At 46.7% G+C, this 25128-nt stretch carries 25 protein-coding genes; 12 read left to right on the forward strand and 13 right to left on the reverse strand.

Features of this window, described 5'->3' with window-relative positions; all coding sequences use genetic code 11:
- On the reverse strand, positions 1-304 hold a 304-nt coding region (locus EHQ17_RS11655), incomplete at its 3' end, for a hypothetical protein (protein ID WP_135736184.1).
- Positions 305-455: 151 nt separating this feature from the next.
- Positions 456-1163, reverse strand: coding sequence for a hypothetical protein (locus EHQ17_RS11660; protein WP_425460708.1), 708 nt, complete (start codon positions 1161-1163; stop codon positions 456-458).
- 409 nt (positions 1164-1572) lie between these two features.
- Here EHQ17_RS11660 and EHQ17_RS11665 point away from each other — a divergent pair, with 409 nt between their 5' ends.
- The 5 genes from EHQ17_RS11665 to EHQ17_RS11685 all read left to right on the forward strand — a co-directional run bounded on the left by EHQ17_RS11665 (position 1573) and on the right by EHQ17_RS11685 (position 6036).
- Positions 1573-1857 carry an LIC10235 family protein gene (locus EHQ17_RS11665; RefSeq protein WP_135591415.1) on the forward strand — a complete coding sequence of 95 codons (285 nt, stop codon included), beginning with the start codon at positions 1573-1575 and terminating at the stop codon, positions 1855-1857.
- Positions 1858-1921: 64 nt separating this feature from the next.
- A complete protein-coding gene (locus tag EHQ17_RS11670) occupies positions 1922-2446 on the forward strand; it encodes a tetratricopeptide repeat protein (RefSeq protein ID WP_425460706.1) in 525 nt (174 codons plus the stop codon).
- 85 nt (positions 2447-2531) lie between these two features.
- Positions 2532-3749 carry a cyclic nucleotide-binding domain-containing protein gene (locus EHQ17_RS11675; RefSeq protein ID WP_135591413.1) on the forward strand — a complete coding sequence of 406 codons (1218 nt, stop codon included), beginning with the start codon at positions 2532-2534 and terminating at the stop codon, positions 3747-3749.
- A gap of 143 nt (positions 3750-3892) precedes the next feature.
- Positions 3893-4501, forward strand: a complete 609-nt coding sequence (locus EHQ17_RS11680; protein ID WP_425460707.1) for a DNA-3-methyladenine glycosylase family protein — start codon at positions 3893-3895, stop codon at positions 4499-4501.
- A gap of 317 nt (positions 4502-4818) precedes the next feature.
- Entirely contained in the window at positions 4819-6036 is a 1218-nt protein-coding gene (locus tag EHQ17_RS11685) for a hypothetical protein (RefSeq protein ID WP_135591409.1), read from the forward strand.
- 311 nt (positions 6037-6347) lie between these two features.
- Here EHQ17_RS11685 and gmd read toward each other — a convergent pair whose 3' ends face one another.
- Together gmd and EHQ17_RS11695 are read right to left on the reverse strand one after the other, a co-directional pair.
- A complete protein-coding gene (gene gmd / locus EHQ17_RS11690) occupies positions 6348-7370 on the reverse strand; it encodes a GDP-mannose 4,6-dehydratase (protein ID WP_135591407.1) in 1023 nt (340 codons plus the stop codon).
- A 417-nt stretch (positions 7371-7787) separates the two neighbouring features.
- Positions 7788-9161: an MATE family efflux transporter gene (locus EHQ17_RS11695; RefSeq protein ID WP_135591405.1), complete on the reverse strand. Its 1374-nt coding sequence runs from the start codon at positions 9159-9161 to the stop codon at positions 7788-7790.
- Positions 9162-9295: 134 nt separating this feature from the next.
- On the opposite strand from EHQ17_RS11695, the gene EHQ17_RS11700 reads away from it, so the two are divergent.
- Genes EHQ17_RS11700 through EHQ17_RS11715 form a run of 4 tightly spaced genes read left to right on the forward strand, consistent with a single transcriptional unit; the run spans position 9296 to position 13957 of the window.
- Positions 9296-10597, forward strand: coding sequence for an amidohydrolase family protein (locus EHQ17_RS11700; protein ID WP_135591403.1), 1302 nt, complete (start codon positions 9296-9298; stop codon positions 10595-10597).
- Positions 10598-10657: 60 nt separating this feature from the next.
- Entirely contained in the window at positions 10658-11431 is a 774-nt protein-coding gene (locus EHQ17_RS11705; RefSeq protein ID WP_135591401.1) for a hypothetical protein, read from the forward strand.
- Positions 11431-13230, forward strand: a complete 1800-nt coding sequence (locus tag EHQ17_RS11710; protein ID WP_135591399.1) for a TrkH family potassium uptake protein — start codon at positions 11431-11433, stop codon at positions 13228-13230. Before EHQ17_RS11705 ends, EHQ17_RS11710 begins: the two co-directional genes overlap by 1 nt.
- Before the next feature lie 13 nt (positions 13231-13243).
- Positions 13244-13957: a potassium channel family protein gene (locus EHQ17_RS11715; RefSeq protein ID WP_135591397.1), complete on the forward strand. Its 714-nt coding sequence runs from the start codon at positions 13244-13246 to the stop codon at positions 13955-13957.
- Here EHQ17_RS11715 and EHQ17_RS11720 read toward each other — a convergent pair.
- Complete coding sequence (locus EHQ17_RS11720; RefSeq protein ID WP_135591512.1) at positions 13942-14928, reverse strand: aldo/keto reductase; 987 nt, start codon at positions 14926-14928, stop codon at positions 13942-13944. The genes EHQ17_RS11715 and EHQ17_RS11720 overlap by 16 nt on opposite strands.
- Positions 14929-15128: 200 nt before the next feature.
- Between EHQ17_RS11720 and EHQ17_RS11725 the strand changes: the two genes are divergently transcribed.
- Positions 15129-16658, forward strand: coding sequence for an exonuclease (locus EHQ17_RS11725; protein ID WP_135591395.1), 1530 nt, complete (start codon positions 15129-15131; stop codon positions 16656-16658).
- Positions 16659-16680: 22 nt separating this feature from the next.
- On the opposite strand, the gene EHQ17_RS11730 is transcribed toward EHQ17_RS11725, so the two are convergent.
- The 3 genes from EHQ17_RS11730 to EHQ17_RS11740 are packed head-to-tail and all read right to left on the reverse strand — an operon-like array spanning position 16681 to position 17894.
- Positions 16681-16968, reverse strand: a complete 288-nt coding sequence (locus EHQ17_RS11730; protein WP_135591393.1) for an acylphosphatase — start codon at positions 16966-16968, stop codon at positions 16681-16683.
- Between the two features lie 3 nt (positions 16969-16971).
- Positions 16972-17409 carry a globin domain-containing protein gene (locus EHQ17_RS11735; RefSeq protein WP_135591391.1) on the reverse strand — a complete coding sequence of 146 codons (438 nt, stop codon included), beginning with the start codon at positions 17407-17409 and terminating at the stop codon, positions 16972-16974.
- Positions 17406-17894 (reverse strand): RNA pyrophosphohydrolase, encoded by a 489-nt coding sequence (locus EHQ17_RS11740; protein WP_135591389.1) that lies wholly within the window; start codon positions 17892-17894, stop codon positions 17406-17408. The genes EHQ17_RS11735 and EHQ17_RS11740 overlap by 4 nt, the downstream gene beginning before the upstream one ends.
- Positions 17895-18046: 152 nt before the next feature.
- Between EHQ17_RS11740 and EHQ17_RS11745 the strand changes: the two genes are divergently transcribed.
- Positions 18047-18478 (forward strand): SET domain-containing protein, encoded by a 432-nt coding sequence (locus tag EHQ17_RS11745; protein ID WP_135591387.1) that lies wholly within the window; start codon positions 18047-18049, stop codon positions 18476-18478.
- A gap of 32 nt (positions 18479-18510) precedes the next feature.
- Here EHQ17_RS11745 and EHQ17_RS11750 read toward each other — a convergent pair whose 3' ends face one another.
- The 4 genes from EHQ17_RS11750 to EHQ17_RS11765 all read right to left on the reverse strand — a co-directional run bounded on the left by EHQ17_RS11750 (position 18511) and on the right by EHQ17_RS11765 (position 21863).
- A complete protein-coding gene (locus tag EHQ17_RS11750) occupies positions 18511-19557 on the reverse strand; it encodes an alpha/beta hydrolase (protein WP_135591385.1) in 1047 nt (348 codons plus the stop codon).
- A gap of 138 nt (positions 19558-19695) precedes the next feature.
- Positions 19696-20481, reverse strand: a complete 786-nt coding sequence (locus EHQ17_RS11755; RefSeq protein WP_135591383.1) for a glycerophosphodiester phosphodiesterase — start codon at positions 20479-20481, stop codon at positions 19696-19698.
- An 82-nt stretch (positions 20482-20563) separates the two neighbouring features.
- Entirely contained in the window at positions 20564-21373 is an 810-nt protein-coding gene (locus EHQ17_RS11760) for a hypothetical protein (RefSeq protein WP_135591381.1), read from the reverse strand.
- 106 nt (positions 21374-21479) lie between these two features.
- Positions 21480-21863, reverse strand: a complete 384-nt coding sequence (locus EHQ17_RS11765; protein WP_135591379.1) for a phasin-related domain-containing protein — start codon at positions 21861-21863, stop codon at positions 21480-21482.
- Between the two features lie 318 nt (positions 21864-22181).
- Between EHQ17_RS11765 and EHQ17_RS11770 the strand changes: the two genes are divergently transcribed.
- Positions 22182-22892 (forward strand): hypothetical protein, encoded by a 711-nt coding sequence (locus tag EHQ17_RS11770; RefSeq protein WP_135591377.1) that lies wholly within the window; start codon positions 22182-22184, stop codon positions 22890-22892.
- 252 nt (positions 22893-23144) lie between these two features.
- On the opposite strand, the gene EHQ17_RS11775 is transcribed toward EHQ17_RS11770, so the two are convergent.
- A complete protein-coding gene (locus EHQ17_RS11775; RefSeq protein WP_135591375.1) occupies positions 23145-25112 on the reverse strand; it encodes a motility associated factor glycosyltransferase family protein in 1968 nt (655 codons plus the stop codon).
- Positions 25113-25128: the final 16 nt, after the last annotated feature.

Here is a 25128-nt window from a genome sequence, read left to right on the forward strand (position 1 = left end):
TTCGTGTGAGTTCCCGCACTTCTTTGTAGGGAAAACTTTCGTTCCAACCGGAGAAGTTTCGTGTGAGTTCCCGCGCTTCTTTGTAGGGAAAACTTTCGTTCCAACCGGAGAGGTTTCGTGTGAGTTCCCGCGCTTCTTTGTAGGGAAAACTTTCGTTCCAACCGGAGAGGTTTCGTGTGAGTTCCCGCACTTCTTTGTAGGGAAAACTTTCGTTCCAACCGGAGAGGTTTCGTGTGAGTTCCCGCACTTCTTTGTAGGGAAAACTTTCGTTCCAACCGGAGAAGTTTCGTGTGAGTTCCCGCATTTCTTTGTAGGGAAAACTTTCGTTCCAACCGGAGAGGTTTCGTGTGAGTTCCCGCGCTTCTTTGTAGGGAAAACTTTCGTTCCAAACCTCCCCTTCGCACAACCGGACCAGAGCGCACAGCGCACCCGTAAGAGCTCCTACAAAACGAAACTCAGTTGACTTCGACCCGATTCAATTCGTCCAACTCCACATTCCAAGAATGAACGATCTGAACCATCACATCCAAAACCTCGGGATCGGGAGAATCATAAGAATCCGCCGCAAACGAATCCACGTTCCGAAAACCGCGAATCGAATCCAAAGAAACGCGTTCCACCCTTGCCCGAAAAACCTCGAACTCTTCGATCGATTCCGTAGGAGAATTTTTAACGTAATACGGCTTAACGATGCTGATTCGGAAACTTTCTATCGGAAGTTTCTGCAACGTTTGCCACAGGCGAAACGTCATCAGAGCCACCTCTAACTTCATTCTTTCCTTATATTCTTTTTGACCCAAAAACGTAAGCGCCGAATTTCCTCCCACGGACAAACTCACCTTCAGTTTACCGCTCGGAGTTCCGTCCACTCCTATATCGGGAATAACTTCGATCTCCTTCAAACGATCTCCCAAAAGCAAAAACGAAGCCTGACGCACTTTTTCCTCCGCGGGGACGCGCGGATTAACGATGATTTTTTGAATTTCGTCTTTCGGATTCTGCTTACATCCGATCGAACAAAAAAATAAAAGACAAAACGAAGAACAAAAAATGGCCAAAGACGACGAACGGTTCGAGTCGTCAAAACGCTGTTTGGCGATCATAGATCGTATAGGGTGAAACACCCTATGTACGAAATAAAAAGCGGCAAAAATCGGAAACATACGTGCACAGCTAAACTTCTCCTGGCTGATCATTTTGATTTGAATTGAATTCTTCATAGGAAACGTCCTTTCTTGATTCTGAAACGAAGATTCTTAAATTTTATCCGTTTTGCGACCTTTGGCAAGCCTTTCGCCGATTGGAAAAACTCCTTCTTTCCGCATCTTGGACGCCGTAGAATCGAGGAATCCACCGACCGATGGTCGGCGCTTTCGGATAAGACGAAACCGATTCGTTGAGGAAATACGGAGAATCCGAAAGGACGCATAATGGAAAAAAATTATAAACCTAAGAAACGAAATGAAAGGAAATTCAACGACCGTCGGTCGTTTTGATTCCGCTTTTAAAAAAAAACCTAACAACGATTTTTTTGTGTAATTTTAATTAGGTGATTTCGTCTCAAATAAAAGTATGAAACCAAAGAAAATCTCAAACGAAGATCTTGAATCCCTGGTAACGGGAGTAAAGACCCAGTCCCTCGAAGCAGTAGGTAATTATCTATATAAAGGATTCAGAATACAGGTAAGTAAATACAATCTTTCCGGCGCGGAAAGGGTCCAACTTCTGTATCAAAGAAGAAGAAACAACGGCCTTTGTATCATCTGCGGAACCAAAGTCGCCAAAAAGAACCCGTCTTCCGGCAAACTTTACAGACTTTGCGAACAGCACCGCAAAACGATCGACAAGAAAAAGTAATCAACCTTTTCGAAAAACCTGCAGATAATCGTAAGTAGGGAAGAACATTCCCTCGAGGTTTATCTTGCAGGCGAAGGTTTATTTTCTTTTTTTACTCGTTCCGACTCTAACGGCGGTTATCCTTTCCGGGCCTTTGCGATCGGAAACCTCGCCGAAGTCGCTTTTGGAAACTCAGGCGGAAAATCTTCTTCGAATCGCGGAGGAAGCCTACAAGGACCGCAAATTCCACAAATCCATAGAAGAAATAAAAAGTTTCCTGATCTTATATCCGTTCAGCAAATCCAAAAATCGCGCCTACGAAGTCCTAAAAAATAATTATTCACGTTTGGGTCGTCCCGAAAAGGTTCTGGAAATCAGCCTTCGTCAGTACGCGGAAGAACCTACTTCCACCCTCGGGCTCAATTCCTATTTCGAAGCCGGTAAATTGTATTTGGAAATCGGAGAAGAAGAAAAGGCGAAAAAAGTGTTCCAATCCATCTGTAGCCAATCTTTTTCCAGGGAATTGGCCGAAAAAGCCTCTTTAGAACTCTCGGAATGGGAGATTTTAACCGGATCCAAGTCTGAAATACAGGAATGTGCGGAAAAGTAGTTCTTTTTTTGAGGTTTTGATTCCTAAAAACCGATAATGAAAACAGTTGAACTCTGATTTTCAAAAAAAATACTAACCCAACAGCATGTCCACAGGCATCTTCCAAATCGTCAATTTTCAAAAAGGCTCCTACATTATCGTAGAGGGAAAAAAGGATTCGCCTAGTTTCTTTATCATTCGCGAAGGGAAGGTGAAAATCGGTCGGGAAAACCCCGTAGTCGGAGAAGATCCGAACTCGGTGCAAGGACCCGGCGACTTTTTCGGCGTCGTTGCCGCCATGAGCCAACACGCACAGATCGAATCGGCGGTGGCTCTCACCGATGTTTCCGTGATCGAAGTGAGTTACGATCAATTCGGGACCCTCATCCAAAGAAACACTCCCGTAGCGATGAAAATCATCCGCTATTTTTCGATGAAACTGCGGCAGTTCGATCAGACCATCACCCGTTTGACCTTCCGTTCCGCCGTGGAAGAGGATCCGAACGAACTTTATAACATCGGGGAAAATTACTTCAATCAGAAGAATACCCAACACGCTACATACGCGTTCCAAAAGTATCTGCAATATCTTCCCAATGGTCCGTTTGCAACCCAGGCAAAACTGAAACTGCAGACGATGAATCAGCCGATGCAGGCGCCGGCGATCGATCTTACGAAATTCAACCGTATGTACGCCGACAACGAGATGATCTTTTGCGAACACGAGCCCGGCCGCGAATTGTATATCATCCAAAACGGTAAGGTAAAAATCACAAAAATCGTCGATAAGAACGAGGTGCTTCTCGCGGTTCTTCAAAACGGAGACATCTTCGGAGAAATGGCCCTTCTGGACAACAAACCGCGTTCCGCTTCGGCGATCGCCTGGGGAAACGTTCAACTACTCGCGATCAACAAAGCCAACTTCGAAGGAATGGTGAAAGCGCAGCCTCAACTTGCGACTCGTCTGATCACTCTTCTTTCGGAAAGAATCTGGACCGCTTACAAACAACTCGCCAACTTGATGATCAACGATCCGCAGGGAAGAATCGCGGATACTCTCCTCACTCTTGTGGAAAAAAATAGGATCAAAATTTCTCCGAAATTCTCCTATAACTTCGAAATCGGGACCAAGGACTTGATCAAGATGGTGGGGCTTTCCTATCCCAAGGACGAAAACCTAGTTCTGGATCTGATTACGAAAAACAAATGGATCAAGTTGGACCAGGGCAAACTCAGTTGTACCGATCTTGTAGAATTGGAAAAACTCGTTCATATTTACAGAAAAAAATCCCAGATGGAAAACAAACTTAAGAAAAGAGCATAACGCGGCTTCTTAAGATGACTTCCCCGAAAAAATCCTCGAACTCGGGAAATTCCCCCTCCGATAAAACCGTACGAAAAAATTCGAAGGGAAATCCCCCGGGTTCGTTTCGGAACGAAGGTCCTGTTTCAGATCGGGACCTTCGTTTGAAAAAAGCGACGTCTTGGCTTCGGAAAAAGGATCCGATCACCCGGAAATTGATCGATTCGGTCGGTCCTTGCGGTCTAAAAACGATCGGCGCCCCGTATCAAGTTTTGATCAAATCCGTTTTAGGACAACAATTGTCCGTCAAGGTCGCGCTTACGTTCGAGAGAAGATTGATCGCTTTGGCCGGAACCAAAAAAATCCCTTCCCCGGATCAAATAGTAAAAATTCCTAATTCAGAATTGAGAAAGATCGGCGTTTCCCAAGCGAAGACCGAAACCGTAAAACGCGTCGCGGAAGCCTACCAAGTCGGTCTTCTATCGGATTCGAAACTGCGTAAATCGGACGACCTTGCGGTCATGGAACTTCTCTGCTCCTTAAAAGGTGTGGGGCCCTGGACCGCGGAAATGGTTTTGATCTTCGCTCTGGATCGTTGGGACCATTTTTCGATCAACGATCTTATCTTAAGAAAAGCGGTCGAAAAACATTACGGAATTCTAAAAGACGATAAAAAGGAAATTCAGGAATTTCTAAAGTCGTTTTCTCCGTATCGCACCGTTCTTTCCTGGTATCTCTGGGCCGACGTGGACGGCGGAGAAGGTTGGGGTTAAGAGGGAAAATTCCGCGTCAGCGACGGGGAGCGTGCGAAGCAGTCGGATCGAAGATCCGACCGAGGCGAAAGCCGGAGCGCGGAACCGGCGCGGCCGAGCGCCGCGAGGAGACGCCCGAAACGTTTTCGAATTTTTTCCTTAAAGTATGTAACGTTATTATAATACGAAATTTCATTCCCTGCGGGATGTGTTTCGTTCCGTTTCATGGAATTTATAGTACGAATTTTTTCGATTTCAAGGATCAGGAACCGAAATTTTGGCGAAGAAGGCTTTTGAATTTCTTAATATAGATGAGAAAATATTAGGCTAGGTTCCCCATGTTAACCCAAATAAAACAACGCTCCGTCGTTACGACCCTAGAGAAATCGAAAGTGGTTCCTTACTCGGTTCGTATCTTTCTTTCTCTTTTAATCGGTTTTTTTTCCTCAACGAATTGTAATCAAAGCGGGGGAAATCAAAGTGAACTTTTGTCCTCCGTTTTATTTTTGCTCGGAAGTCGAAGCGGATTTCAATTGAATACGACTCTGAAGGATTCCAATTCGATCAACTCCGCACAAAGTTTTTCGTTACCGAACCAAGTCGGTTTCGGAGGACAAGCAGCCGCGATTTCGAACGATAACGTCCAGGGACTTTTTATCAATTATTTAGAAGCGACCGCTTTCGACTACCGCCCCGACGAAGAAGAGCAGGAATCCGTTAAAGAATACGGTGTGAACGCACCCGATTGGAGTTATTGGTTGGTCGTTCCTCCTCCCGGTTTTTTCCCTTCAACGGAAGTATACGAATCGGCGATGAATAACGTCTTAAAAATCGGCGGTGAAATTCATCCGGATTGGTATCGTCTCGGCGGAATTTCCGGTAAAAGGGATTTTGAAATAGACGCCTTTAGTCTTACCATCGATGCACCGGGTTTGGTTTATAATGACGAATATTTCGGCGTGACTTGGGGCCCAGATTCCACCGCGCTGAACGGCAAACATCCGCTGTTTAAATACGAACAATGGAGCGATGCTCCGATTCATACCGCTAAATTGGATTTTCCGGGATTCCATTCCCTGCAGGACGTTCCGGGAAATACCTTTCTTACCGACGCTTCGATCACCGTCATCTTTATCAGAAACGACGTTCTGACCGCTCCGGCTCAAATTCAATTGACGGAAGAATCCTATATTCATCCGGGAAATTATCTGAACGTCGGATACAAAAGCCGAACGCTAACGGACTCCGAAAATGACTTCGTCCTTTCGATGTTGAGACAATCGTATCCGCTTACGTATCGCACGAATATTCTTTTGATTCCGTTCGACGGTCCGATTACGATCGTTTTCGAAGGGGAAACGAACTTGGAACAGAAAAGATTCCTTTGGAAAGAAACCGACATTCAAATCGGTTTCGATTTGTCTAATATAATCGATACGGATCCGACTAAGTCCAGTTTGGAAAATCTTTCGTTTATGATGAAAGGAGATACGAATAACGTCCCTTTCGGAATGAACATGAAGGTAGTAAGAAAGGAAATCGGAATCTCTAAATAAAACGTTTAAACGAAGAGGGAAAATTCCGCGTCAGCGACGGGGAGCGTGCGAAGCAGTCGGATCGAAGATCCGACCGAGGCGAAAGCCGGAGCGCGGAACCGGCGCGGCCGAGCGCCGCGAGGAGACGCCCGAAACGTTTACCCGAACCCTTTTTGAAAAAAGAAAAAATAAGAGAAAACAAAAAAGAGAGAAAGAAAACGTTCGACCGATTCGTTTCGAAAAACGTTCTCGTGGGAGACGCAGGTCGAACGCGTTCTTAGTTCCTTGTTAGCCGTTAGGCGGTCACGGGCCCGCCGGCTACGATTCGTCGGTTAGAGTTTGATTCCGACCAGCTCACAATCCGCTTTGGTCATGATCTTGACGAGTTCCTCGAATTTTACCTTAGGTTCCCAGCCGAGTTTCTGTTTCGCCTTGGCGGGATCTCCGATCAGGATATCCACTTCCGTGGGTCGGTAGAATTTAGGATTCACTTCCACGAGAAGTTGTCCGCTTTTTGTGTCGAAGCCCTTTTCGGTATCGCCCTTTCCTTCCCAGCGGATTTGTATTCCCGTAAATCCGAAGGATTTTTCGACGAATTCACGAACCGTATGCGTTTCGTTCGTGGCCACTACGTAATCGTCGGCATCCGGTTGTTGCAACATCATCCACATCATTTCCACGTAGTCGGGTGCGTATCCCCAATCCCGTTTCGCATCCATGTTTCCGAGTTGTATCGGACCGCCTTTTTTCGCCAAAAGATTTGCGACTCCGATCGTGATTTTTCTGGTTACGAAACCTTCACCGCGACGAGGAGATTCGTGATTGAAAAGAATTCCGTTGGAAGCGTGGATCCCGAACGCTTCTCTGTAGTTTACGACCGCCCAATACGCGTACAATTTGGCGACGGCATACGGTGAACGCGGATAAAACGGGGTCGTTTCGGTTTGCGGAATGGCCTGCACTTTTCCGTAAAGTTCCGAAGTTGAGGCTTGGTAGAATCGGCTTTTGACTCCGATTTGTTTGATTGCGTCGAGAATTCTGAGTGTTCCTACCGCGTCTGCTTCGGCGGTGTATTCCGGAACTTCGAAAGATACTCCCACATGGGATTGTGCCGCAAGATTATAAATTTCGTCCGGAGCCACTTTTTCCAAGATCCGGTTTAGATTGCTCGAGTCGGTCAGATCTCCGTAATGCAAGATTAAGTTGGAGTTCCCGCGAATGTGTTCGATTCTTCCGCGGTTGAACATACTGGATCTACGGACGATCCCGTGCACCTGGTAGCCTTTTTCGAGGAGAAACTCTGTTAAATAGGATCCGTCCTGGCCTGTGATCCCGGTTATGAGCGCTTTTTTCATCTTCAGACCAAAAAAACCGCAAAAGCGGATCTGGCAAGAACGTTTAAAGGGGATTTTCCGGGGGATCGTTTGCGATTGTGATCGCTGAAATCGAATTCATTCGGTGATTTTTGTGGGAACTCCCCACCATCGGCTCCGTGAAAGGAACGATTTGTTCCCTTGTCAGTATCGGCGTATGAGTTCCCACGCGAACCGGGATAACGAATGTGAACTCGGAAACGTTTTCGTAAACTGAAAACGTGAGAGTTCCCACACGAATCTGCCTTTTTGGACGCGGCGGTTTCCTTCGGTCGAGCCGTGACGAACCGTATGAGTTCCCACATCCCTTGCCTAGTACGACAATTCCCCATCCAAGCCCGTCCGTCGATTTTAACGACGGACTTTCCGCGCCCAACCGTTTGCGGGAATTGCAGGAACTCACACCTGATTCTGCGCCCAATCCCGCTTTCTAAATCGAATCAAAAAGGTCACTGCAAGCACAAATACCCAGGCTACGATTCCGGACCACAAACCCGCCGAACCGAGCCCTAAATAAATTCCCAAAAAATACGCCGTAGGTAAAAACACAAGATAAGAAGCCGTCGTATACGCCCGAAAGACGAAGCCCTGCAAACCCGCACCGCGGAGCGCGCATGCGATGACCATATGATACGCGTCCGCAACTTGCACGATTCCTAATATTACTAAAGGCGCATACGCTTCCCGAATCAATTCCGGATCGTTCGTATAAACCGAAAGCATATCCTTTCCGAATAGAATAAAAGCCGATCCCATACTTCCCATGACACAGGCGGCGAAAAACGCCGAACGAAACGCCCCGTGATAGGCCAGCTTGGCCTTACCGGCTCCGATGGCTTGACCTAAAATAGTCGTAGCGGCGACCCCGAACGCATAACCGGGAAGAAACGAAAGACTCAATGTGCTGAACAACATATTCGTAACCGCCAAGGCCGTAGTTCCGACCACCGTGGCGAATTCCGTAAAAATCATAAAAGAAATGTTGTTGAGAAGTTCCGCGAACGCGGGCGCCGTCCCGGCCTGGAGAATTTCCTTCAGATGAGAAAAGCTGAATCCCCAAGAGATGCCGCGGAAATACTTCCCGAGACCTTTCTGATAAAAGTAAAACGGAAACGCGAGAAGCCCAGCCCCTCCGGCGAGTGAGGACGCGATCGCGGCACCCGTAACCCCCATCGCTTCGAAACCCAAATTGCCGTAAATCAGAACCCAATTCAGAAATATATTAGCAAAACATGTTATAATCATGGATGCCAGGCCGGCCGTGGTGATTCCCAAACCGTCCGTAAACGCGCGGGTAGTAAAAAGAAGAAAGAAAAACACCGTTCCTAAAAATCGATAGTAAAGATATCCGCTCGAAAGATCTAAAACGATCTTGTCTTTATTGAGAACTTCCATCAAAGGCCGGCTGATCTCCGCGCCTCCGAACGAAATCAGTGTCCCCACAACTAAACAAAGATACAGGGACGTGAGGCCGATTTTTCCGATTTCGGAATCGTTCTTCTCCCCGAACCTTCTGGAAATGATGACCTGAATTCCCATCGCAAAGCCCATCAAAAACGCGAGAACCGTAAAATGAGCGATGCCCCCGATCCCGATCGCCGCGATGGAATTTTTTCCGAGACGTCCCACCATCATCGTATCCGTAACCCAAACGACGGTCTGACTGAGCATTCCGAATACGACGGGAACCGCCAACTTTAGAATTTTCGTATTCAAAAGACTAGGTCGAATGTTTCTATAAAACGTATGAGCTAAATGACGCAATGTTTTCACGGTTCATCCAAAATTATAACGAGGGGGCAGAAAACTACCCTTTTACGAAAAAATTTCTTTCACGTTGGAGTCTTCTTTATTCGAATGCGAACTGGCATCCGTAAAACCGAAACGAAAATGCCGACCAAACTCCTATGAAACGATACGCGGATTTACACAATCATCTTTACGGTTCCATTACGGCGGAATTTTTATACGAGATCGGAAGATCCAATCCCTCTCCGCGTTGGGAAATTTTTACGAATTCGTATCTACAATGTTTCGGAGAAAAAATTTCCACCGAGACCTTTTTCGAAGACTACAAGGACCCGGCTGCGTTTCGCGGATTATATCAATTCAACCATCACGGACCGTTTCCCGAATTCCAGGCGAAGTTCAATCTTATCATCGCTCTCTCCCGATTCGATCGGGAGGAAATATCGCGCGTATCCTCTCGTATCGTGGAGGATCAATTCCGCCAAGGAGTATCGTACGGAGAATATAGGATCATGTATTCTCCTTCGGAAACCGACGAAGGAGTTTACGAAAAGACCCTGGCCGCCTGCGAAGGTCTTGCGTTAGGCGAACAAAAAACCGACGGGCAAGCGGAGGGTAAGTTGGCCGTTTCGCTTCATAGAAACGGGGACGTGTTCCGTTCGTATTCGTTATTAAAACGATTGATGGAAAAGGATCCGCTCATACGCAAGTATCTCGTAGGATTAGATTTTTGTTATATAGAAGAAGGATTTCCCCCCAAAGAAAAAAAGGAATTCTTCGAGGAGGTGAATCGGGACAACACCTCTTCGCGCGAAACCGCGCTCGCCATACTCTATCACGTGGGGGAAAGTTTTCAGGATAAATCCTTACTTTCCGCGTGTCGTTGGGTTTTGGAATCTGCGGAATGGGGAGCGCATCGTCTGGGCCACGCGATCTCACTCGGCATCGATCCTTCCGAAAGGATCCGACCAACCGTCGTCGAACCCAAATCGGAACGACTCGATCAGCTACGGTTGTATTACGATCGGAAAGAGGAGTTGGAATCCTACTTCGACGTGCCTTCTCGAGAACGGATCGGAAACGAGATCGATTCCTTAAAACACAGGGAAATCGCGGAATTAAACGGGGGACTTTCCCATCGGGAAGAATGTCTCGGCTTTCAAAACTATTGCATCGATCGGATCAAACGAACGAATGCGATCATCGAATCCTGTCCGAGTTCGAACGAATACATCGGCATGGTCCGCGATCCCGCTTCGCATCCGATCCTACGATTTGCGCGACACGGATTGAGGTTCACGATCTCTACGGACGATCCGGGAATATTCGGAACCACCATCGAAGAGGAATATTCCAAAGCAGAAAAAATAGGATTGTCCTCGGAAATTCTGGAGGAAGTGAGACGGAATTCGTTTTTATACGTTTCGGAGATTCTGAGCGGTCGAAAAACCGCACCCTAAATTCGGCTAAAATTTCTTGCCTCGCCCCGCGCCGCGAAGATTGTAGAGGAAAGGCTCCTCATGTTTTCGGAAATCCGCAAGTTTACTGCCCTGGTTCTCGTTCTCGCCTTTCTTTCCGCGAGCGGAACCAATGCGCAAAGTCAGAGCGATTTTGCGGATCCGTACGACTTCAATCTTAGAAATTATAAGGACTCCGGAGGAAGGGAAGGATATCAGGAATACACGATTCCTCCGAATTTAAAAAAGCCGTATCTCGTATCTCCGAAAAACGCGCAGGTTCCTTTTGAAAGTCCCTTCCCCACCACGGGAGGTTTACGCAGAACCGCAAGTCCGAACAACGAACGGACGCAGGAAGCGCTCGTAAATCCTCTCACGGGCGAAATCAACGTGGAAGCCATTCTCCAACGACAGGCACAACAAGCCGAACGTAAAAAAAGACAAAATCAAATCGTGGAAGAGGAAAAATATACCGAGACCACGTTCCGCCGTTTTACGATCATCTTTTTTATGACGCTACCGATCACCTTGGGAATCGGATACGCGATCGCTTCCGCGGCGAAAATACCCGGAATCGGAAAATTCCAAAAGACGTTCGGCGGATCGATATTCGTTTTCACGTTCGGAACCGGACTGGCCTTTGCGAACGCATGGCACGACATGAAGGAATACGAATCCATGAAACGGGAAAATCAACCCGCTTCTCCTCCGGTCGAACCCACTTCCTCCGATTCTCTCGGTTTCGGAAACTCGTTTCCAATGTCCGCCGCCGGAGTTTCGTTGTTTCCGGGCAAAGAATACAAGATCGATATCTCCGTATTTCAAATCAGTTTCTAATGGAACGTTTCGAGGAAATCCTTTCCGGTTTCCTGAAAGCGCGTCATAACGCGTCCGTCGTCTACGCGCAAACCGTACAACCTTATCTTAGAATTTATTATTCCTTCTGCGGAGTACTGTCGCTCGCTCTTCTCGTTCTTATATACGGATTTTATTATCCGCACGAATGGACTCACTGGATCCGAATGCTCGTAAACGGATTGGTCGTGTCGCTCGTCGTCTACGAGGCGCTTTCCTTTTTTTTCGCAATCGGAAAATTCAAGGAATATCTTGGAGCGCACAAGGTGGAAGCGCTGGTGGTTTTCCTTCTCGTTTTTCAGGAAATCATCAGCAGGGAAATTTACGAAATTCTAACGTTCAATTCTCTAAGCGGAGAAGACGCAAGCCTTGCGTTCCTTTCCCTAAGTCAGATATTTCTGTTGTTCAGCAATTTTTCCAGACTGATCCGCAAAACCGATCTTCTCAACTACAGACAAATCAGTCCGTCCTTGGTGATCGCCGGAAGTTTTGCGACGTTGATCCTACTGGGAACCTTGGCCCTTTCACTTCCGAAAGCGCAGACCGGAACGATTCCGCTCATCGACGTATTTTTCACAGTGGTCAGCGCCGTTTGTGTAACCGGATTGAGTACGATCGACGTGACGTCGCAGCTTACGGGAACCGGACAAACGATCCTCATGGTATTGATCCAAATCGGAGGATTGGGATTGATGACCCTCACCGTTTTTTTCGCGATTTTTCTCGCGGGTCAGGTGAGCGTCACCAATAAATTATTGATTAAGGATCTATTCAGTCAAGAGAGCGTCGGACGTGCGGCATCCGTGCTCAAACAGGTGGCGGTGCAGACGTTCGTAATCGAAGCGTTAGGCGCCTTGTTGTTGTTCCTATCTTATCCGAAAACGATACAAACCGATCTTAAAGGAAGAATTTTCGGTTCCTTGTTTCATTCGGTGAGTTCATTCTGCAACGCCGGATTTTCCGTCTTTCCGGGCGGATTCGAAAACGAATGGATCGTGGAACAAAAATTCTTCCTTTCGATCGTGATGATCCTGATCGTATTCGGAGGTTTGGGTTTTCCGACGGTGCATCATTTGATCGGTCTCGTTTTCGGAAAGGGCGGTTCGCCGAAACGTATGGAGTTGGAGGCGAGACTGATCCTAAACGTATCGGCGTTTTTGATACTATTCGGCGCCGCGGCTTGTTATTTTCTGGAATCTCAATATTCCCTCTCGGATCGGGGCGAAAGCGATCGGCTGTTTCATTCCCTGTTTTATTCGGTAAGTACTAGAACGGCGGGTTTTAATACATTCAATATTTCTAAAATGGGAATTCCAATGGTTTTCGTTTCTTTGTTTCTGATGTGGGTGGGCGCATCGCCGAACTCAACGGGAGGGGGAATCAAAACGACGACGCTCGCCGTAGGGGGTCTTCATCTTTTCGGTCATATACGCGGCAAAGACGAGGTGGAAATTTTCGGACGTAGAATATCGCAAGGATCCGTATCGAGGGCTTCCGCCGGAGTGCTCGTGTCCCTCTTTCTGATCTTTTTCGGAATTTTCATTTTAACCTGCACCGAACGTTTCGAATTTATAGATCTTTGTTATGAAACCGTATCCGCGTTCGGAACCGCCGGGCTTTCCCGGGGAATCACTCCTTCGTTGACTTCTTACGGAAAACTTACGATCTGTTTTATGATGTTCTGCGGAAGAGTGGGGATATTGACGATTCTGATCGCGTTCGTACCCAAAGAAAAAAAGTCGGGGCTTCGGTATCCGGAACAATCGATCATAGTAGGTTAAAGGCGGTGAACTCGTGGCGGTAAAAAGAAAAAACGGAATTCGCAAAAAACGGATCGCGGTGGTAGGACTCGGAGAGTTCGGCAAAAAACTCGTACGGTATCTGAATGAAAACGGACACGAAGTTACCGCCGTAGATAAGGACATGAAAGTCGTCGAGGAAATCAAGGATCACTGCGCGCTCGCCGTATGTCTGGATACGAGCAACAGACAAGCGCTCGAAGAATTGGATCTGGAGGATATGGACGAAATCGTGGTCGCACTCGCGGAGAACTTCGAGGCGTTGATCACTACCGCGTATCATCTTAAAGAGATGAATTTAGAATCCATCCACGTCCGTTATCATTCCGAAGTGAACCGTAAGATCCTCGAAATGATCGGCGTGAAAAATCTGTTCAATCCCGAGGAAAAGGCCGCGGCTTCCATGGCGGAACAACTCAGCTACGAAGGGGTAAAACAGGCCACTTTGTTAAGCGAAGAATACAGTCTATTCGAAGTCGAGTTGTCTCCTCTGTTGATCGGAAAAAAACTGAAAGAGTTGGGTCTTCGGGAAAAGTTCGCGCTCAACCTGGTCGCGGTTCGTAAATCCGAAACTTCGAACAAAAATCCGGAAAAAAACGGGATATTTCTCCCTGAATCCGGAATCGTATTCGAAAAAAATGAAATTCTAATACTCTTCGGAACGTCCGACAGCATCAAACGTTTTACCGAAGTTTATCCCATAGGATAAGGTATCGTTTTCGAAACCTCGTCAATTTTTTTAAGAACTTCTTCGTTTAACAAAACTTCCTTGGCCTTAAGACTTTCCTCGAGTTGTTCCACGGTGTTGGCTCCTATGATGGTGGAAGCGACGTAGTCGTGTTGTTTGGACCAGGCCACCGAAAGCGTAGTGAGCGACATCCCCGCTTCGTCCGCTATTTTCATCAGCTTTTCCGCGGAAGCGAGCGTGGCTTCGTTCAAAAACCGGTGCGCCATTTTTTTTTGTCTTTCTCCCGAACGTAAATAACGGCTGAAACGCGCGTTTTGAGGAGGATTGGGCGAATTGTATTTTCCGGAAAGAACCCCGCCCGCCAACGGGGAATACGGAAGGAGGCTGACGTTTTCCCGCTTACAGATGTCGGCTAACGCGTCTTCGAACCTTCTATTAAGGATACTGAAGTTGTTTTGTATCGACTCGTAACGCGCAAAGCCGCGACGTTCCGAAACGGACAGACTTTTCATCAAACCCCACGCGGTTTCGTTGCTGCATCCCGCATAACGCACCTTACCTTGGTCGATCAATTCGGTAAGGACCTCCATCGTCTCTTCGTAACCGAAATCCGAATCCGGCCAATGAGTCTGATATAAATCCACGTAATCAGTACCGAGACGATGTAAACTTCCTTCTATCGCCGTTCGAATATTTCTACGATCCAGAGAGGTTTTACCGGCTCGAACGGGAGGAACGAACCAACCGTGTCCCGGACCGCAAACCTTGGTCGCAATGAGGACGGAATCCCTCGGTTTCGTTTTCAACCATTTGCCGAATATTCTTTCGGTTTCATTCACATAACTCGCGTCAGGTGGAACCGGATAAATTTCGGCCGTATCGAAAAAATCGATTCCCGCGTCGTATGCCTTGTCCAAAATCCGGAACGCCTCGTTTTCGTCGCAGCTCGACCCGAACGTCATCGTTCCCATGCAGATTTCGGAAACCACCATCCCCGATTTACCCAGTCTTCTTTTTTTCAATTTGTTCCCCCGTACACAAGGACCAGAATAGGATCTTAAACGGCGAAATCAAGACCATTCGAGCAAAACGTATTTTCCGTTCGTAATGTGTTTTTTGCTGTTTATGAAAACGATCTATTGTAGAATCGTTAAACTTCGAATTCAGTAGGCCGTCTAAACGAGGTTGACTTTTGAATCAAGACTCATTGTATGATCCGCAAAAATACGAAACGCTTATGCCCTCGTATCTCTATCTCAGAAACGAGGCGGACGCGACGGATCAGGAAGCGATATTTCTCAATCCCAAAGAGATAGAAATCCTATATCAAATCCGCAACCACACCACGCTCGAGGGATTTTTTTCCGGCAAGATCCTGAAAATTTGGAAGGACGAAGGCTCCAAACCCATCTATGTGAACGTGCTTAAAAAACTTTCGGAACTCAATTTGATTTTCGTTTTTCCGGAGTTCAGACTTCAACAGGAAACGGGGCAACTAAACGTATGTCTTTGTCTCGTATCCGAAAAGGCGTTCAAACCATCCAATCGGGAGAATCTCAAGGAGATCTATCTCAACAGCCTGAGCAAATCGTCCTTCGCGATTCAAAATTACATCCTGGGAAGTGAACCGTTTCAGATCAGCGAATTGATCTCCGTACTGGAATATCTGATTTCGGGAAGGGCGGGCACTTTCGTACGAGATTCGTTTAACGTGAAAAAATGGATCCGTTCGTTTACGTTCTCCGAACTTCTCAAAGAGGAAACGATCGAGGACTCCTGCGAAATCATCATGGAAACGATCCGGGAAAACGGGCACGTCGCTGTGACAAAAACCGTCGGCCTATTTCACGTAACGCACGATTTCGCTGGAAAGGCGTTCGACGTATTGAAAAGTTTTTACCTCAATCAATTCTCGAGAAAACTGAAACAGGAATACCCGAACGCCTGGGAATCCGTCCTGAATCACCGAAAGGAATTCCGCGTGGACGAATCCGGTTCCTTGATCGGAATCGAAGAAAAATTCGTTTCGGAGGAACTGAGGATTCTCGGCGAAAATCTGACGGGAATGATTCCTAATTCATACAATGATTTTCTAATATTAGCGAATTATATCTCCGAAAAAAACGACCAAGAAAGGATTCTTCGGTCCACGAACGAGGAATTGAAATCCATCAAGATGTTGAAGACGATGATGTCCATGAAAAGCGAAACTCTCTCCCAGTTTGTAACGATCAACCTGGAGGAAGACAAGGAATTTACTCATTCGGTGGTGGACAATCTCCGAAGGGATCCGGATTGTATCGTCTGCGACTGGTATGAAAAAGGGAAAAAAATCACCTGCCTCTGCTACAAAAAGGAGGAAATCCTATTCTCCCTGATCCATAGTATGACCGAAAAATATCCGTTTAAAACGGACCTAATCAAGAACTTTCTTTTTCTCGTGAAAAAGGAAAAAAACGCGATCGGACCCTTGTATCAAAAACCCGAATTTAAAAACGCGATTTTAAGACTCAAATACGTGTGTTACAAAAACCACCTTTCCTGGTTTTCGAAAATCTTCGCGGTGTTGGGCGCTTACGGAATGTTGGAATCCTCCCTGGATCACGAGGAATCCGTCACGCAGTTCGAGCAGTTAACAAGAGAAATTGAATATAAGGAAAATCGAAAGAAGCAGTTCGAAAAGATCCGATCGGTCTGGCTCGGAGAAATGGAATCGAATTAGTGCGGCTTCCTTTCCGATCCGTTTATTTTTTGATCTCGAAAGTTCTGAAGTTGCCTTTGGGCTCTTCCCAGGAAATGAGCGCCTCTTTGACTTCCGAGCCTTTGGGCCCCCTCTGGATGGCCTTATACAGATCCTCGATAAACATCTTATCGCCTTCCACGATCGTTTCCACCTCACCTCCGGGAAGATTCTGCGTAAAACCGCTCAACCTGCATTCCTGCGCGCGCTGCAGAATGTAATACCGGAATCCGACTCCTTGTACTTTACCTCGCACCAAAATTTTTGCTCTTGAATTATTTTTGGATCCCATCTTTCATTCCTCCGGTCTGTTCTCCAGATTGACCATCCACGCCGAAAAGTCTTTCAGAAAATTCCATAGAATCTCTTTCTGAGTTTCTCCTTGGTCCCAAAGATCAAGGGCCTTTCGATAACAGGAAAGCCAAACCCTTCTCGCTTTTTCGTCGATGGGAAAAGGTAGATGCCGCGCCCTCATCCGAGGAGGACCGTAATTTTGGGAATACAAAGGCGGGCCTCCGGTGACCTGGATCAGAAAATCCGCGGACTTAATCTTACTTTCCTCCAAGGTTTCCGGAAACATAAATGCGATCGGGCTTTCGGGAATCAGATCGTAAAAATCCGAAACGAGTTTTCTCAGAGAAATCTCACCTACCGCGGCGAATACCGTCTGTAAACCGGGAACCGGGCCGGGAGGACCGCCGGGTGGAACGTAAAACGGGCGCTGTTCCGTCATGGCTTTGCGCCCGATTTGTCCAGATAAGAACGGATCTTAGGACCGAAGTCCTTAACGATTTTATTATATACGTCTTTTTTAAAGGACACGATGGTCTCCAGGGTTTTTTCTATGGGAATAAATCGTACGGATTCGAATTCGCGTTCGTGCGTTTCCAGATCGCAATCCTCCGCGTTTCCGTTCCAATAAATCAGAAACCATTTCTGAAGTTGACCTCTGTATTTTTGGAGATTACGACTGAGGGGAAGATTGTCCGGAAAATCATAAGCGATCCAGTCCGGGTATTCGGAAACTACGATACCCGTATCGATGCCTACCTCTTCGTACAATTCCCTAAGGGCCGCTTTTTTAGGATCTTCGTCATCGTCGATTCCTCCTTGCGGAAATTGCCAAGATCCTAAAAAGTTCAATCGTTCTCCGACCAACACTTCTCCCTGCGCGTTGAACACCGCCATCCCGACGTTCTTTCGATACGGTTTTTCCATACGAATAGACTTCGGGTCGAGGGATTAAATGACAAGAAGATTTAAACCGAATTATCGTACGATCGACGAACGATAAGAATTCAGTTGCAAAATTTATACTCTCTAAGGAATGATACTCAATACTATCACCGGTCGGAGTTCGAATCCCTACAATGCAGTTACGTAAACAATCTTCCCGCTCTCGCATCTTTAAGGAAAAGGATTTCGAAGTAAAACCATCTTCCATACCGGGAATCGGAATGGGCCTTTTCGCAAAAGAAACCCTTTCCAAAGGAGATACGGTGGGTTATTATACCGGAAAAATTCTTACGGATAAGACCGCCAATTCCTCCAAGTACTGCGAATCGAAATATCTCCTTTGGATCTGTAAGGATCATTGGATTTACGGCGAAGGAAAAGAAAGCAATTATACCCGATTTATGAATCACAGCACGAAACCCAACGTAAAACTTGTGGTTTCCGTACGTTGGAAAACGGCCCGTTTCGAAACGATCCGCAAGGTCAAGGCGGGAGAGGAATTGTTCTTCGATTACGGCGACGAATACTGGATCAATACGGACATCGATCCGGTCGAAAGAAACTGATTCGGTCCCGGATCGATCGAGACCGTAAGAAGTTAACTTCTGGACGCGTGTTTAAAGAAAAAGGCGAAACCCGATAGAAGTTTAAAGATGGCGGGCAACGTCCGTAAGGTGATACCGATATCCCCGTGCGAAATCAAAGGGGTCAAAACAAGTTTCGATCTATCTTTGGGAACGTCCCTTTCACGCAGACGTTCCAAAATCAAACCTGATTCGGACGCGGGAACCACGTTATCCGAAACACCATGAATCAAAGCCACGTGCGCGCGTAGATCCTCCAATTTATTATCAACCTGAAGGTCCTGTAAAAACGAACGGAACGGCCCCGCGTTACGAACGATCTTGTTCCAAATTTCGGCGCGGAATTCCCGATCTTCTTTGAGTTTGAGAAAGAGTTCGCGATTGTCCGGACGGATGGAATCTAAAACCTTCGGAAGTTCGGGGGTTTCGCGTAAAAAACTGCCGTCCAAAATGCTCGCGTGCAACGCCTTACGTATTTCTTCGTTTTCTCCGATTCCGAAATGAACGAAGTTCCAGAGGAGAATCATACGTCCGTATTCGTCCGAACCCTCCGCGGACATCAGATAATCCAACGTTGTCTGGACGTTACCGTAGGCTCCGATCGTAAGAATGGATTTCACCTTTCCTTCCAACTGGGGCGCGGCAGCCGCGATCAGACCCATACTCGCGGAAAAGGAAGGAGCAAGCAGGGAAATCGTACCGTCGGGACAAACGTTCGCGTCGGAGGAGAACTTCAAAATCAACTGTTTGATCTTTTCGATACTTTCCAATCGAATCTTAAATTCGCTGATTTCCTGCATTTGCGGACAAAACACGAGAAAACCGCAGGAGGCCAATCCTCTGCACACCGCTTGAAAACGCGGATCCTTGTTACCGAGATACGCCATTCCGTTGATGGCGAGAATCGTTCCCTGAAAGGAAGTTCGGTTGGCGGGAAAAAATTTCAGAACTCCGACGGATTCTCCCGAAAGGGAAACGGTGAAATCCTCTTCTTGAATTCCTTTTGAGGAATTACTGCGCGTATTGAGAGCGAATCGAATCGCCGAAAAAAAATGTTTCATAACTTCTTCGTTAACCTTGTATAAGATCCGCATTGAATGCGGACCGATTTCTTTATAAAAATCTGACCGTATCGACTTTGAATGTTTCCCGTTGGACGATTATTACGAAACGGTTACGTTTCGTAATAATCCGAAATCCTAATATTCTTTTCGTAATAATTTCCTCATCCGATCCGGGAAGTTCGTAAAAAGCCCGTCCGCACCGCGATCCAAAAACGTTCGCATATCGGCGGTTTCGTTGACCGTATAAACGACTCCCAGTAAATTCTTTGCGGAGATTTTCTCCAAATTTTCCTTCGAAGCCTCGGACACCGAGGGATGAACGCTCCACGCGCCGACTTTTTCCGCGAATCCGATCGCTTCATCGACGGACCCGCTTTCCTCTCCGACCAAAACTCCCAATTTGATTTCGGGATCGATCGTACGGATCCGTTCCAAACATTTCCAAGAAAAGGAGGAAATCAGAATTCGTTTCCTAAGTTCGACCCGGCGAATCAGATCGAGCACGAGCGATTCTATGGAATTTCCGGAAACGACATCGTCCATCGCGGTCGATTTGATTTCCACGTTTAAATCCGTTTCCGATTTACGGATCATATCCAGTACGTCCTTTAAAAAAGGAATCGTTTCTTTCTTAAATTTACGGGAAAACCAGGAACCGGCGTCGAGTTCGCGTAGAATTTCCGATTCGAAATCGCGCACGTTGCCCACCAATCGAGTCGTTCGATCGAGGTCGTCGTCGTGAATGACCACGACCTTTCTGTCTGCCGAAAGGGTGACGTCCAGTTCGATCAGATCCGCTCGACTCGAAATCGCCTTTTTGAACGCGATCCTTGTGTTTTCCGGATATTCCCCGCTGGCTCCCCGATGCGCGAACACCAAAGGGCGTTTCAGGTTTTTAGGGCCTCGAACTTTCTCAATCATATTATATTTTTTAAATATTCAAAAAATGGAACGTATTGTTTTTCCGAAGAGGCGCTTCAAACCGTTTCTACGCCGAGTCCGGTCACAGAGACAAACCCACAGCAAAATCGAAACCCGCGTCGGAAACCTTTCCACCGTGATCCCGTTTGATTTCCTCTTTACGGATCCAATAGTCCGAAACCGTGGCAGAATGGTCCGCATATTCCAAGGATTGAACCGTAACGTTTTTGTGGTAACGGCCGAAGGTTCGAACCACAACTTCGAAACCGAAAAAGAATCCGGATTCCAACTGATGTCTAAAACCGATACCGGTTCCGACGTAGTATCTCGGTCCGTAATCCAAATGGATGCGCTCCGAGCGATACGAAGAAGGACCGCGCAGATCCACGAACTGATCGTAAACGGTTTGACGGAAGTATTCCGCTCCGACATGAATCGGAATGTATAAGGAGGAATCCGCCAAAAAATAATTCAAGAACACACCTCCTCCCGCGTTCTTCCATTCCCGATCGGATTGTCTTGCCGCCGCGTATTGGACGAAATAAGCGTAACGACTGTCGAAATCGCCGTTGATCACGTACGAGTTTTGGTAGTATTGAAGACCGATCGCGACTTTTTCCCAAACGTTCCAGCCTACGATTCCGGAGCCGTATCCTTTGAAAAAACCTCCTCCGAAAAAAAACTTTCTCTTTCCTCGAATTTCTTTTTGGGACGGGGATTTATCCTCGACTTCATCTTTCCCTTGGGAATTCGATTCCTTCGTTTCCGAAGACGGGGCGGAAGCGGGAGTGATGTTTTGGGAAAACGTCGCCTGAAACGAAACGAGCAGAAGAATGCAGATGAAAATTCGTTTGAGCGCGGTCGAACTTCCGCGGCGGTACAAAGGTTCCATAGGACGAAAAGTTTATGAAATCGGGAGGGATTGTCAAGAGAAAGGAAGGGGAAGAAAGGGTTCAGGCGGGTTTTCGATCCCGCCCGAGAGGGAAAGTAACTCGATCTTATTTAGAAGCGGGAGTTTTTCCGGAAGTGGTATTTTTGATCGCTTCAGCCACTTCGTTGATTTTAGCTTTTACAGCTTCGATTTGACCTTCAGGGATTTTGTTTTTGATCTCATCGGTGATTTTGTTGTAGTTCTCGATGATCTTAGATCTGGTTTCTTCGTAATTCTTTCCTGCAACGGAAGTCACTTCCTTGATGTCGTTGATTACTTTATCAACGGTTTCGCGGATTTTTACGGTCGCTTCGGAATTGTCGGAAGCTCCTTTTGTAACCAGCTCCAAATAGGTTTTTTCGAGATCAGCTTTCGCTTTGCCCAGACCTTCTTGACCAGCTTTGATGAGTCCAAGACCCGCATTCAGAACATCTAGAATTTGCTTTTCCATTCGATTTTTCTCCTTGAGATTCGTTGTGCATCGCACAATCCTTTTGTATTGCGCCGCACAATTTTTGTCAATCCAAAAAAGAAAAAATTTTGGCAAACTTTCATTTTCGGGAAAAAAGGAAGTTTGCCCTTGTTTTTAAGATAGGAGATAAAATTGAATTCCTTTCATCAAAAATCGCATAGGCGGTTTATTTTTTAAAAGAATTCATCCGGTTTGCCGCTTTCGAATCCTTCGTTTTGGAAAATTATTTTTGTTCAACGAGGGAGTTCTTGGCGCTCTTCGATTCCCTAAAAACAAAAGATTGAGATTCAGTAAAAAATGACAGATTCCACAAAAACAAAAATCAAAACTTCCGACCGAATGATTCCCGGCGTTCTCGCGTTAGCGTTTTCGCTCCTGCTGATTCAATGTAACACGGAGAAAAACGAAACTTCTACGACCGAATTTTTGGCTCTTTTGGGAACGAGCACAAGCGTCGTAAAAGTCCAAAACGACTTAAATCGCAACGGCGGTCTTACGACAAGGGAAACCGATGCCGGAAAAACTCCGACCAATCCTACCAACGAAACCAATTCTTCGGACGGACATACGGCCATTCGACTGATCGGTGACGGGACGATGGTCGGCGGAGGTTTGTTGGTTTATGTGAGGGAACAAAGCGGTTTCGCAGGAGACATCGCACCAGTCACGATTACGGAGGGAGTTCCCACGTTTCGTACCGTTCCCGGTAAGGAATACTTCGCCTACTTGGAGTTTTTCATAGACGGAGCGAACGACACCGAAATCGACGGAGCGGCGTTGATTGTTCCGTTTACCGCCACGGAAACCGACAAAATCGATTTTTACGTAACGGGAACCGGGGCGGGACTTTTCGTAAACGACGCTTCCCACGTTTCGAATTTGTTCTACGATCCGGTAGGCCAAAATGGGATGGGGAACAATCCAGAGGAAAGAGCCGCTTGGAGAAGATCCAATTTTCTCCTATACGGAGGGGAAGGTTTCGTAGTGGAATATCTCTACGGGCCATGAGGATTTTTTTTCGTTGAACAACGATTTGACGATTCAGATCGGACGATCCAAATCGAAAACGGCCGGACTTAGGGGTGAATCCTTCGAAAACCGACCCAACAAAACGCGTCCTCACAAGGGGCGCGGTTAAAATCCTCATAAAACGCGGCCTCAAAATCCACAAGAAACGCCGTTTCGATCACGACAATTGTATTATAAATTTATAATATTATACTTTTTAAATTAAATCCCGGAGGCCGAAACGGAGCGGAATCAGGATTTTGCCCGCATCCTTTCGATCGTTTTTCCGATGAGTTTGGAGTGAAGTTTACAAGCCTCTTCCAGGCCTTGGTAAAGAAGCAGACTTTTTTTGGCGATCCCAAGTCGTTCGTTTTTCTTTTCCTCCAAAGTCAAACCGCCTTCGTAACCTTCGGTGATCATAAGGACCGTCCTTTGAATGCTCATTCCTAAAATTTCGGTCAAACCTTTTCGGGAGGAAACCTCTTCGTCGATCGTGTCCATTTCTTTTAGGTTTTTCAGAATCTGATCCTTAAAACGATCCTCCGCTTTGACCTGCGCATAAAGACGATCGGAGAGGATTCTTCCTTTCGCAACCTTTTCGGAAAACGCTTTGAGTTCTCGGGAAAGGGCCAGCAATTCGTCGAGAATCGCGCCGAAACGATTTTCTTCGGAACGGTCTTGCGGTTCGGTTTCCGATGAATCGGCTATCGCCCGAATCCGATCCCGAACGGATTGGACGAATCGTAAATCGAATTCATTTTTTTGAATGTATTGATCGGCGGAGACGTTCGGGATTCCTTCCAACCTCGCCCCTTCCTTTCCGAGATTGAACCACGCGATCCGTTTGGGATGTTCCTCGAACCATTTTTTAAAGATCAGAAGTTTTTCGTTGGTTCGCAGACTTCCTCCGTTCAAAGAAGTAGTGTATTTCGCGGGAAGCGCGGTCATCTGTTTATGGTTGTGATATTCCCTTCTGAATTTTCTGGATTCGAGATGATTGAGGCGTTCCTCCAAAACCGCACCCTTACAGTGCGCCAGTTTCGAAGGAAAGGAAAGATCCTGTCCGACGAGCAACAGATTTCTCGCCTTCATCTTTTCGGCGAGACTGACCGCATTCGTCGAAACCGATCCTCCGAAATCGACCGCTCCGATTTCCTCTTCCGGAATTTTAGAAAGAATACGAATCAACGGAAACGGAGAAGAAGTATAATATCCTTTTTTGAAATTTCCCGGAAGCCGCAACGTATGATACGAAGACGTCGGATCGAATACGATCCTCGCCTCCCCTTCGTAACCTTCCAGATATTTGGAATTGAGGGCCTGCGGATCCACCGAGTACGTCAGATCCGGATCGATCCCCGCCTTCCACAACACCGTCAACGCGGTATCGACGGCGATCAAAACGAAACGATCGCGATATCGTTTGATGTCTTCTAAGGAATCCGACAAGGAAGGCCCCGCTCCGCACACGAGAACGTCCGCCGTTCCTTCACAAATTCCGAAAAGATTCCGAACCGGTTTCATATCGGAGATCTCGGGAAGATTATGTACGAAGTTACGCGTCCATATTCTTTCGAAACGGGTCAAGGTGGAAAGATTTACGTCCTTTTTATGGAAAAAACTTTCCGAGATAAAACGAAGCTCCTCGTATTCTTCCTTTTTCCATTGATAACTTCCCCGATGCGGAATAAAACTCACCGGAAATCCGGAGATTCCTTTAAAGGCGGAATAAAGTTCCGGCTCGTTCAACGGAGTCAGAAGAATCCTAAGTTTTCCCGAAATCAAAAAAGAAGAATAGTCGAAGTAAGAAAGCGCATAACGTAGAACCGCGGGCCTCGCTTCCATCCAAACAACGGTCGTGTTTTTATACTTTAAACTTTCCTGAATTCCGTAACCGAGACCCGCTCCGAAAAAAAGGAAAACCCTTTCCTCGTCCTCTTTTTTGAGTCCTTCCAAAAGGCGTTTCGCTTCGACGATCGGATCCATTCTGCTGTGAAGATATATTCCGTCCGCTTCCAAAACCGGAAGCCCCGTTTTTGAAATCCGGACTTCCAAGACGCTTTCGTTTTCCGCGGTTTCGATCCTTTCCGCGATACCGTAGGTTTTTCCTCGAACTTCCCTTCCCCGAAAATCGTCCTTTAGCGTAGTATCTTCGCCAGCGACCGTTTCGAGGGCACGAAGATTTTTTTGTAACAGGGATTCGTCGGCGGACGGATTCATAAATATGGAATATTCC

The sequence above is a fragment of the Leptospira gomenensis genome, assembly GCF_004770155.1.
In the GTDB taxonomy this organism is placed as follows: Bacteria; Spirochaetota; Leptospiria; order Leptospirales; family Leptospiraceae; genus Leptospira; species Leptospira gomenensis.

Coding starts and splice junctions, on each gene's coding strand:
- EHQ17_RS11745 (WP_135591387.1), top strand. CDS start 18,047: ATGCAGTTACGTAAACAATCTTCCCGCTCTCGCATCTTTAAGGAAAAG.
- EHQ17_RS11775 (WP_135591375.1), bottom strand. CDS start 25,112: ATGAATCCGTCCGCCGACGAATCCCTGTTACAAAAAAATCTTCGTGCC.
- EHQ17_RS11750 (WP_135591385.1), bottom strand. CDS start 19,557: ATGAAACATTTTTTTTCGGCGATTCGATTCGCTCTCAATACGCGCAGT.
- EHQ17_RS11705 (WP_135591401.1), top strand. CDS start 10,658: ATGTTTTCGGAAATCCGCAAGTTTACTGCCCTGGTTCTCGTTCTCGCC.
- EHQ17_RS11770 (WP_135591377.1), top strand. CDS start 22,182: ATGACAGATTCCACAAAAACAAAAATCAAAACTTCCGACCGAATGATT.
- gmd (WP_135591407.1), bottom strand. CDS start 7,370: ATGAAAAAAGCGCTCATAACCGGGATCACAGGCCAGGACGGATCCTAT.
- EHQ17_RS11710 (WP_135591399.1), top strand. CDS start 11,431: ATGGAACGTTTCGAGGAAATCCTTTCCGGTTTCCTGAAAGCGCGTCAT.
- EHQ17_RS11665 (WP_135591415.1), top strand. CDS start 1,573: ATGAAACCAAAGAAAATCTCAAACGAAGATCTTGAATCCCTGGTAACG.
- EHQ17_RS11730 (WP_135591393.1), bottom strand. CDS start 16,968: ATGGGATCCAAAAATAATTCAAGAGCAAAAATTTTGGTGCGAGGTAAA.
- EHQ17_RS11685 (WP_135591409.1), top strand. CDS start 4,819: ATGTTAACCCAAATAAAACAACGCTCCGTCGTTACGACCCTAGAGAAA.
- EHQ17_RS11700 (WP_135591403.1), top strand. CDS start 9,296: ATGAAACGATACGCGGATTTACACAATCATCTTTACGGTTCCATTACG.
- EHQ17_RS11755 (WP_135591383.1), bottom strand. CDS start 20,481: ATGATTGAGAAAGTTCGAGGCCCTAAAAACCTGAAACGCCCTTTGGTG.
- EHQ17_RS11660 (WP_425460708.1), bottom strand. CDS start 1,163: ATGTTTCCGATTTTTGCCGCTTTTTATTTCGTACATAGGGTGTTTCAC.
- EHQ17_RS11760 (WP_135591381.1), bottom strand. CDS start 21,373: ATGGAACCTTTGTACCGCCGCGGAAGTTCGACCGCGCTCAAACGAATT.
- EHQ17_RS11735 (WP_135591391.1), bottom strand. CDS start 17,409: ATGACGGAACAGCGCCCGTTTTACGTTCCACCCGGCGGTCCTCCCGGC.
- EHQ17_RS11740 (WP_135591389.1), bottom strand. CDS start 17,894: ATGGAAAAACCGTATCGAAAGAACGTCGGGATGGCGGTGTTCAACGCG.
- EHQ17_RS11720 (WP_135591512.1), bottom strand. CDS start 14,928: ATGGTGGTTTCCGAAATCTGCATGGGAACGATGACGTTCGGGTCGAGC.
- EHQ17_RS11765 (WP_135591379.1), bottom strand. CDS start 21,863: ATGGAAAAGCAAATTCTAGATGTTCTGAATGCGGGTCTTGGACTCATC.
- EHQ17_RS11675 (WP_135591413.1), top strand. CDS start 2,532: ATGTCCACAGGCATCTTCCAAATCGTCAATTTTCAAAAAGGCTCCTAC.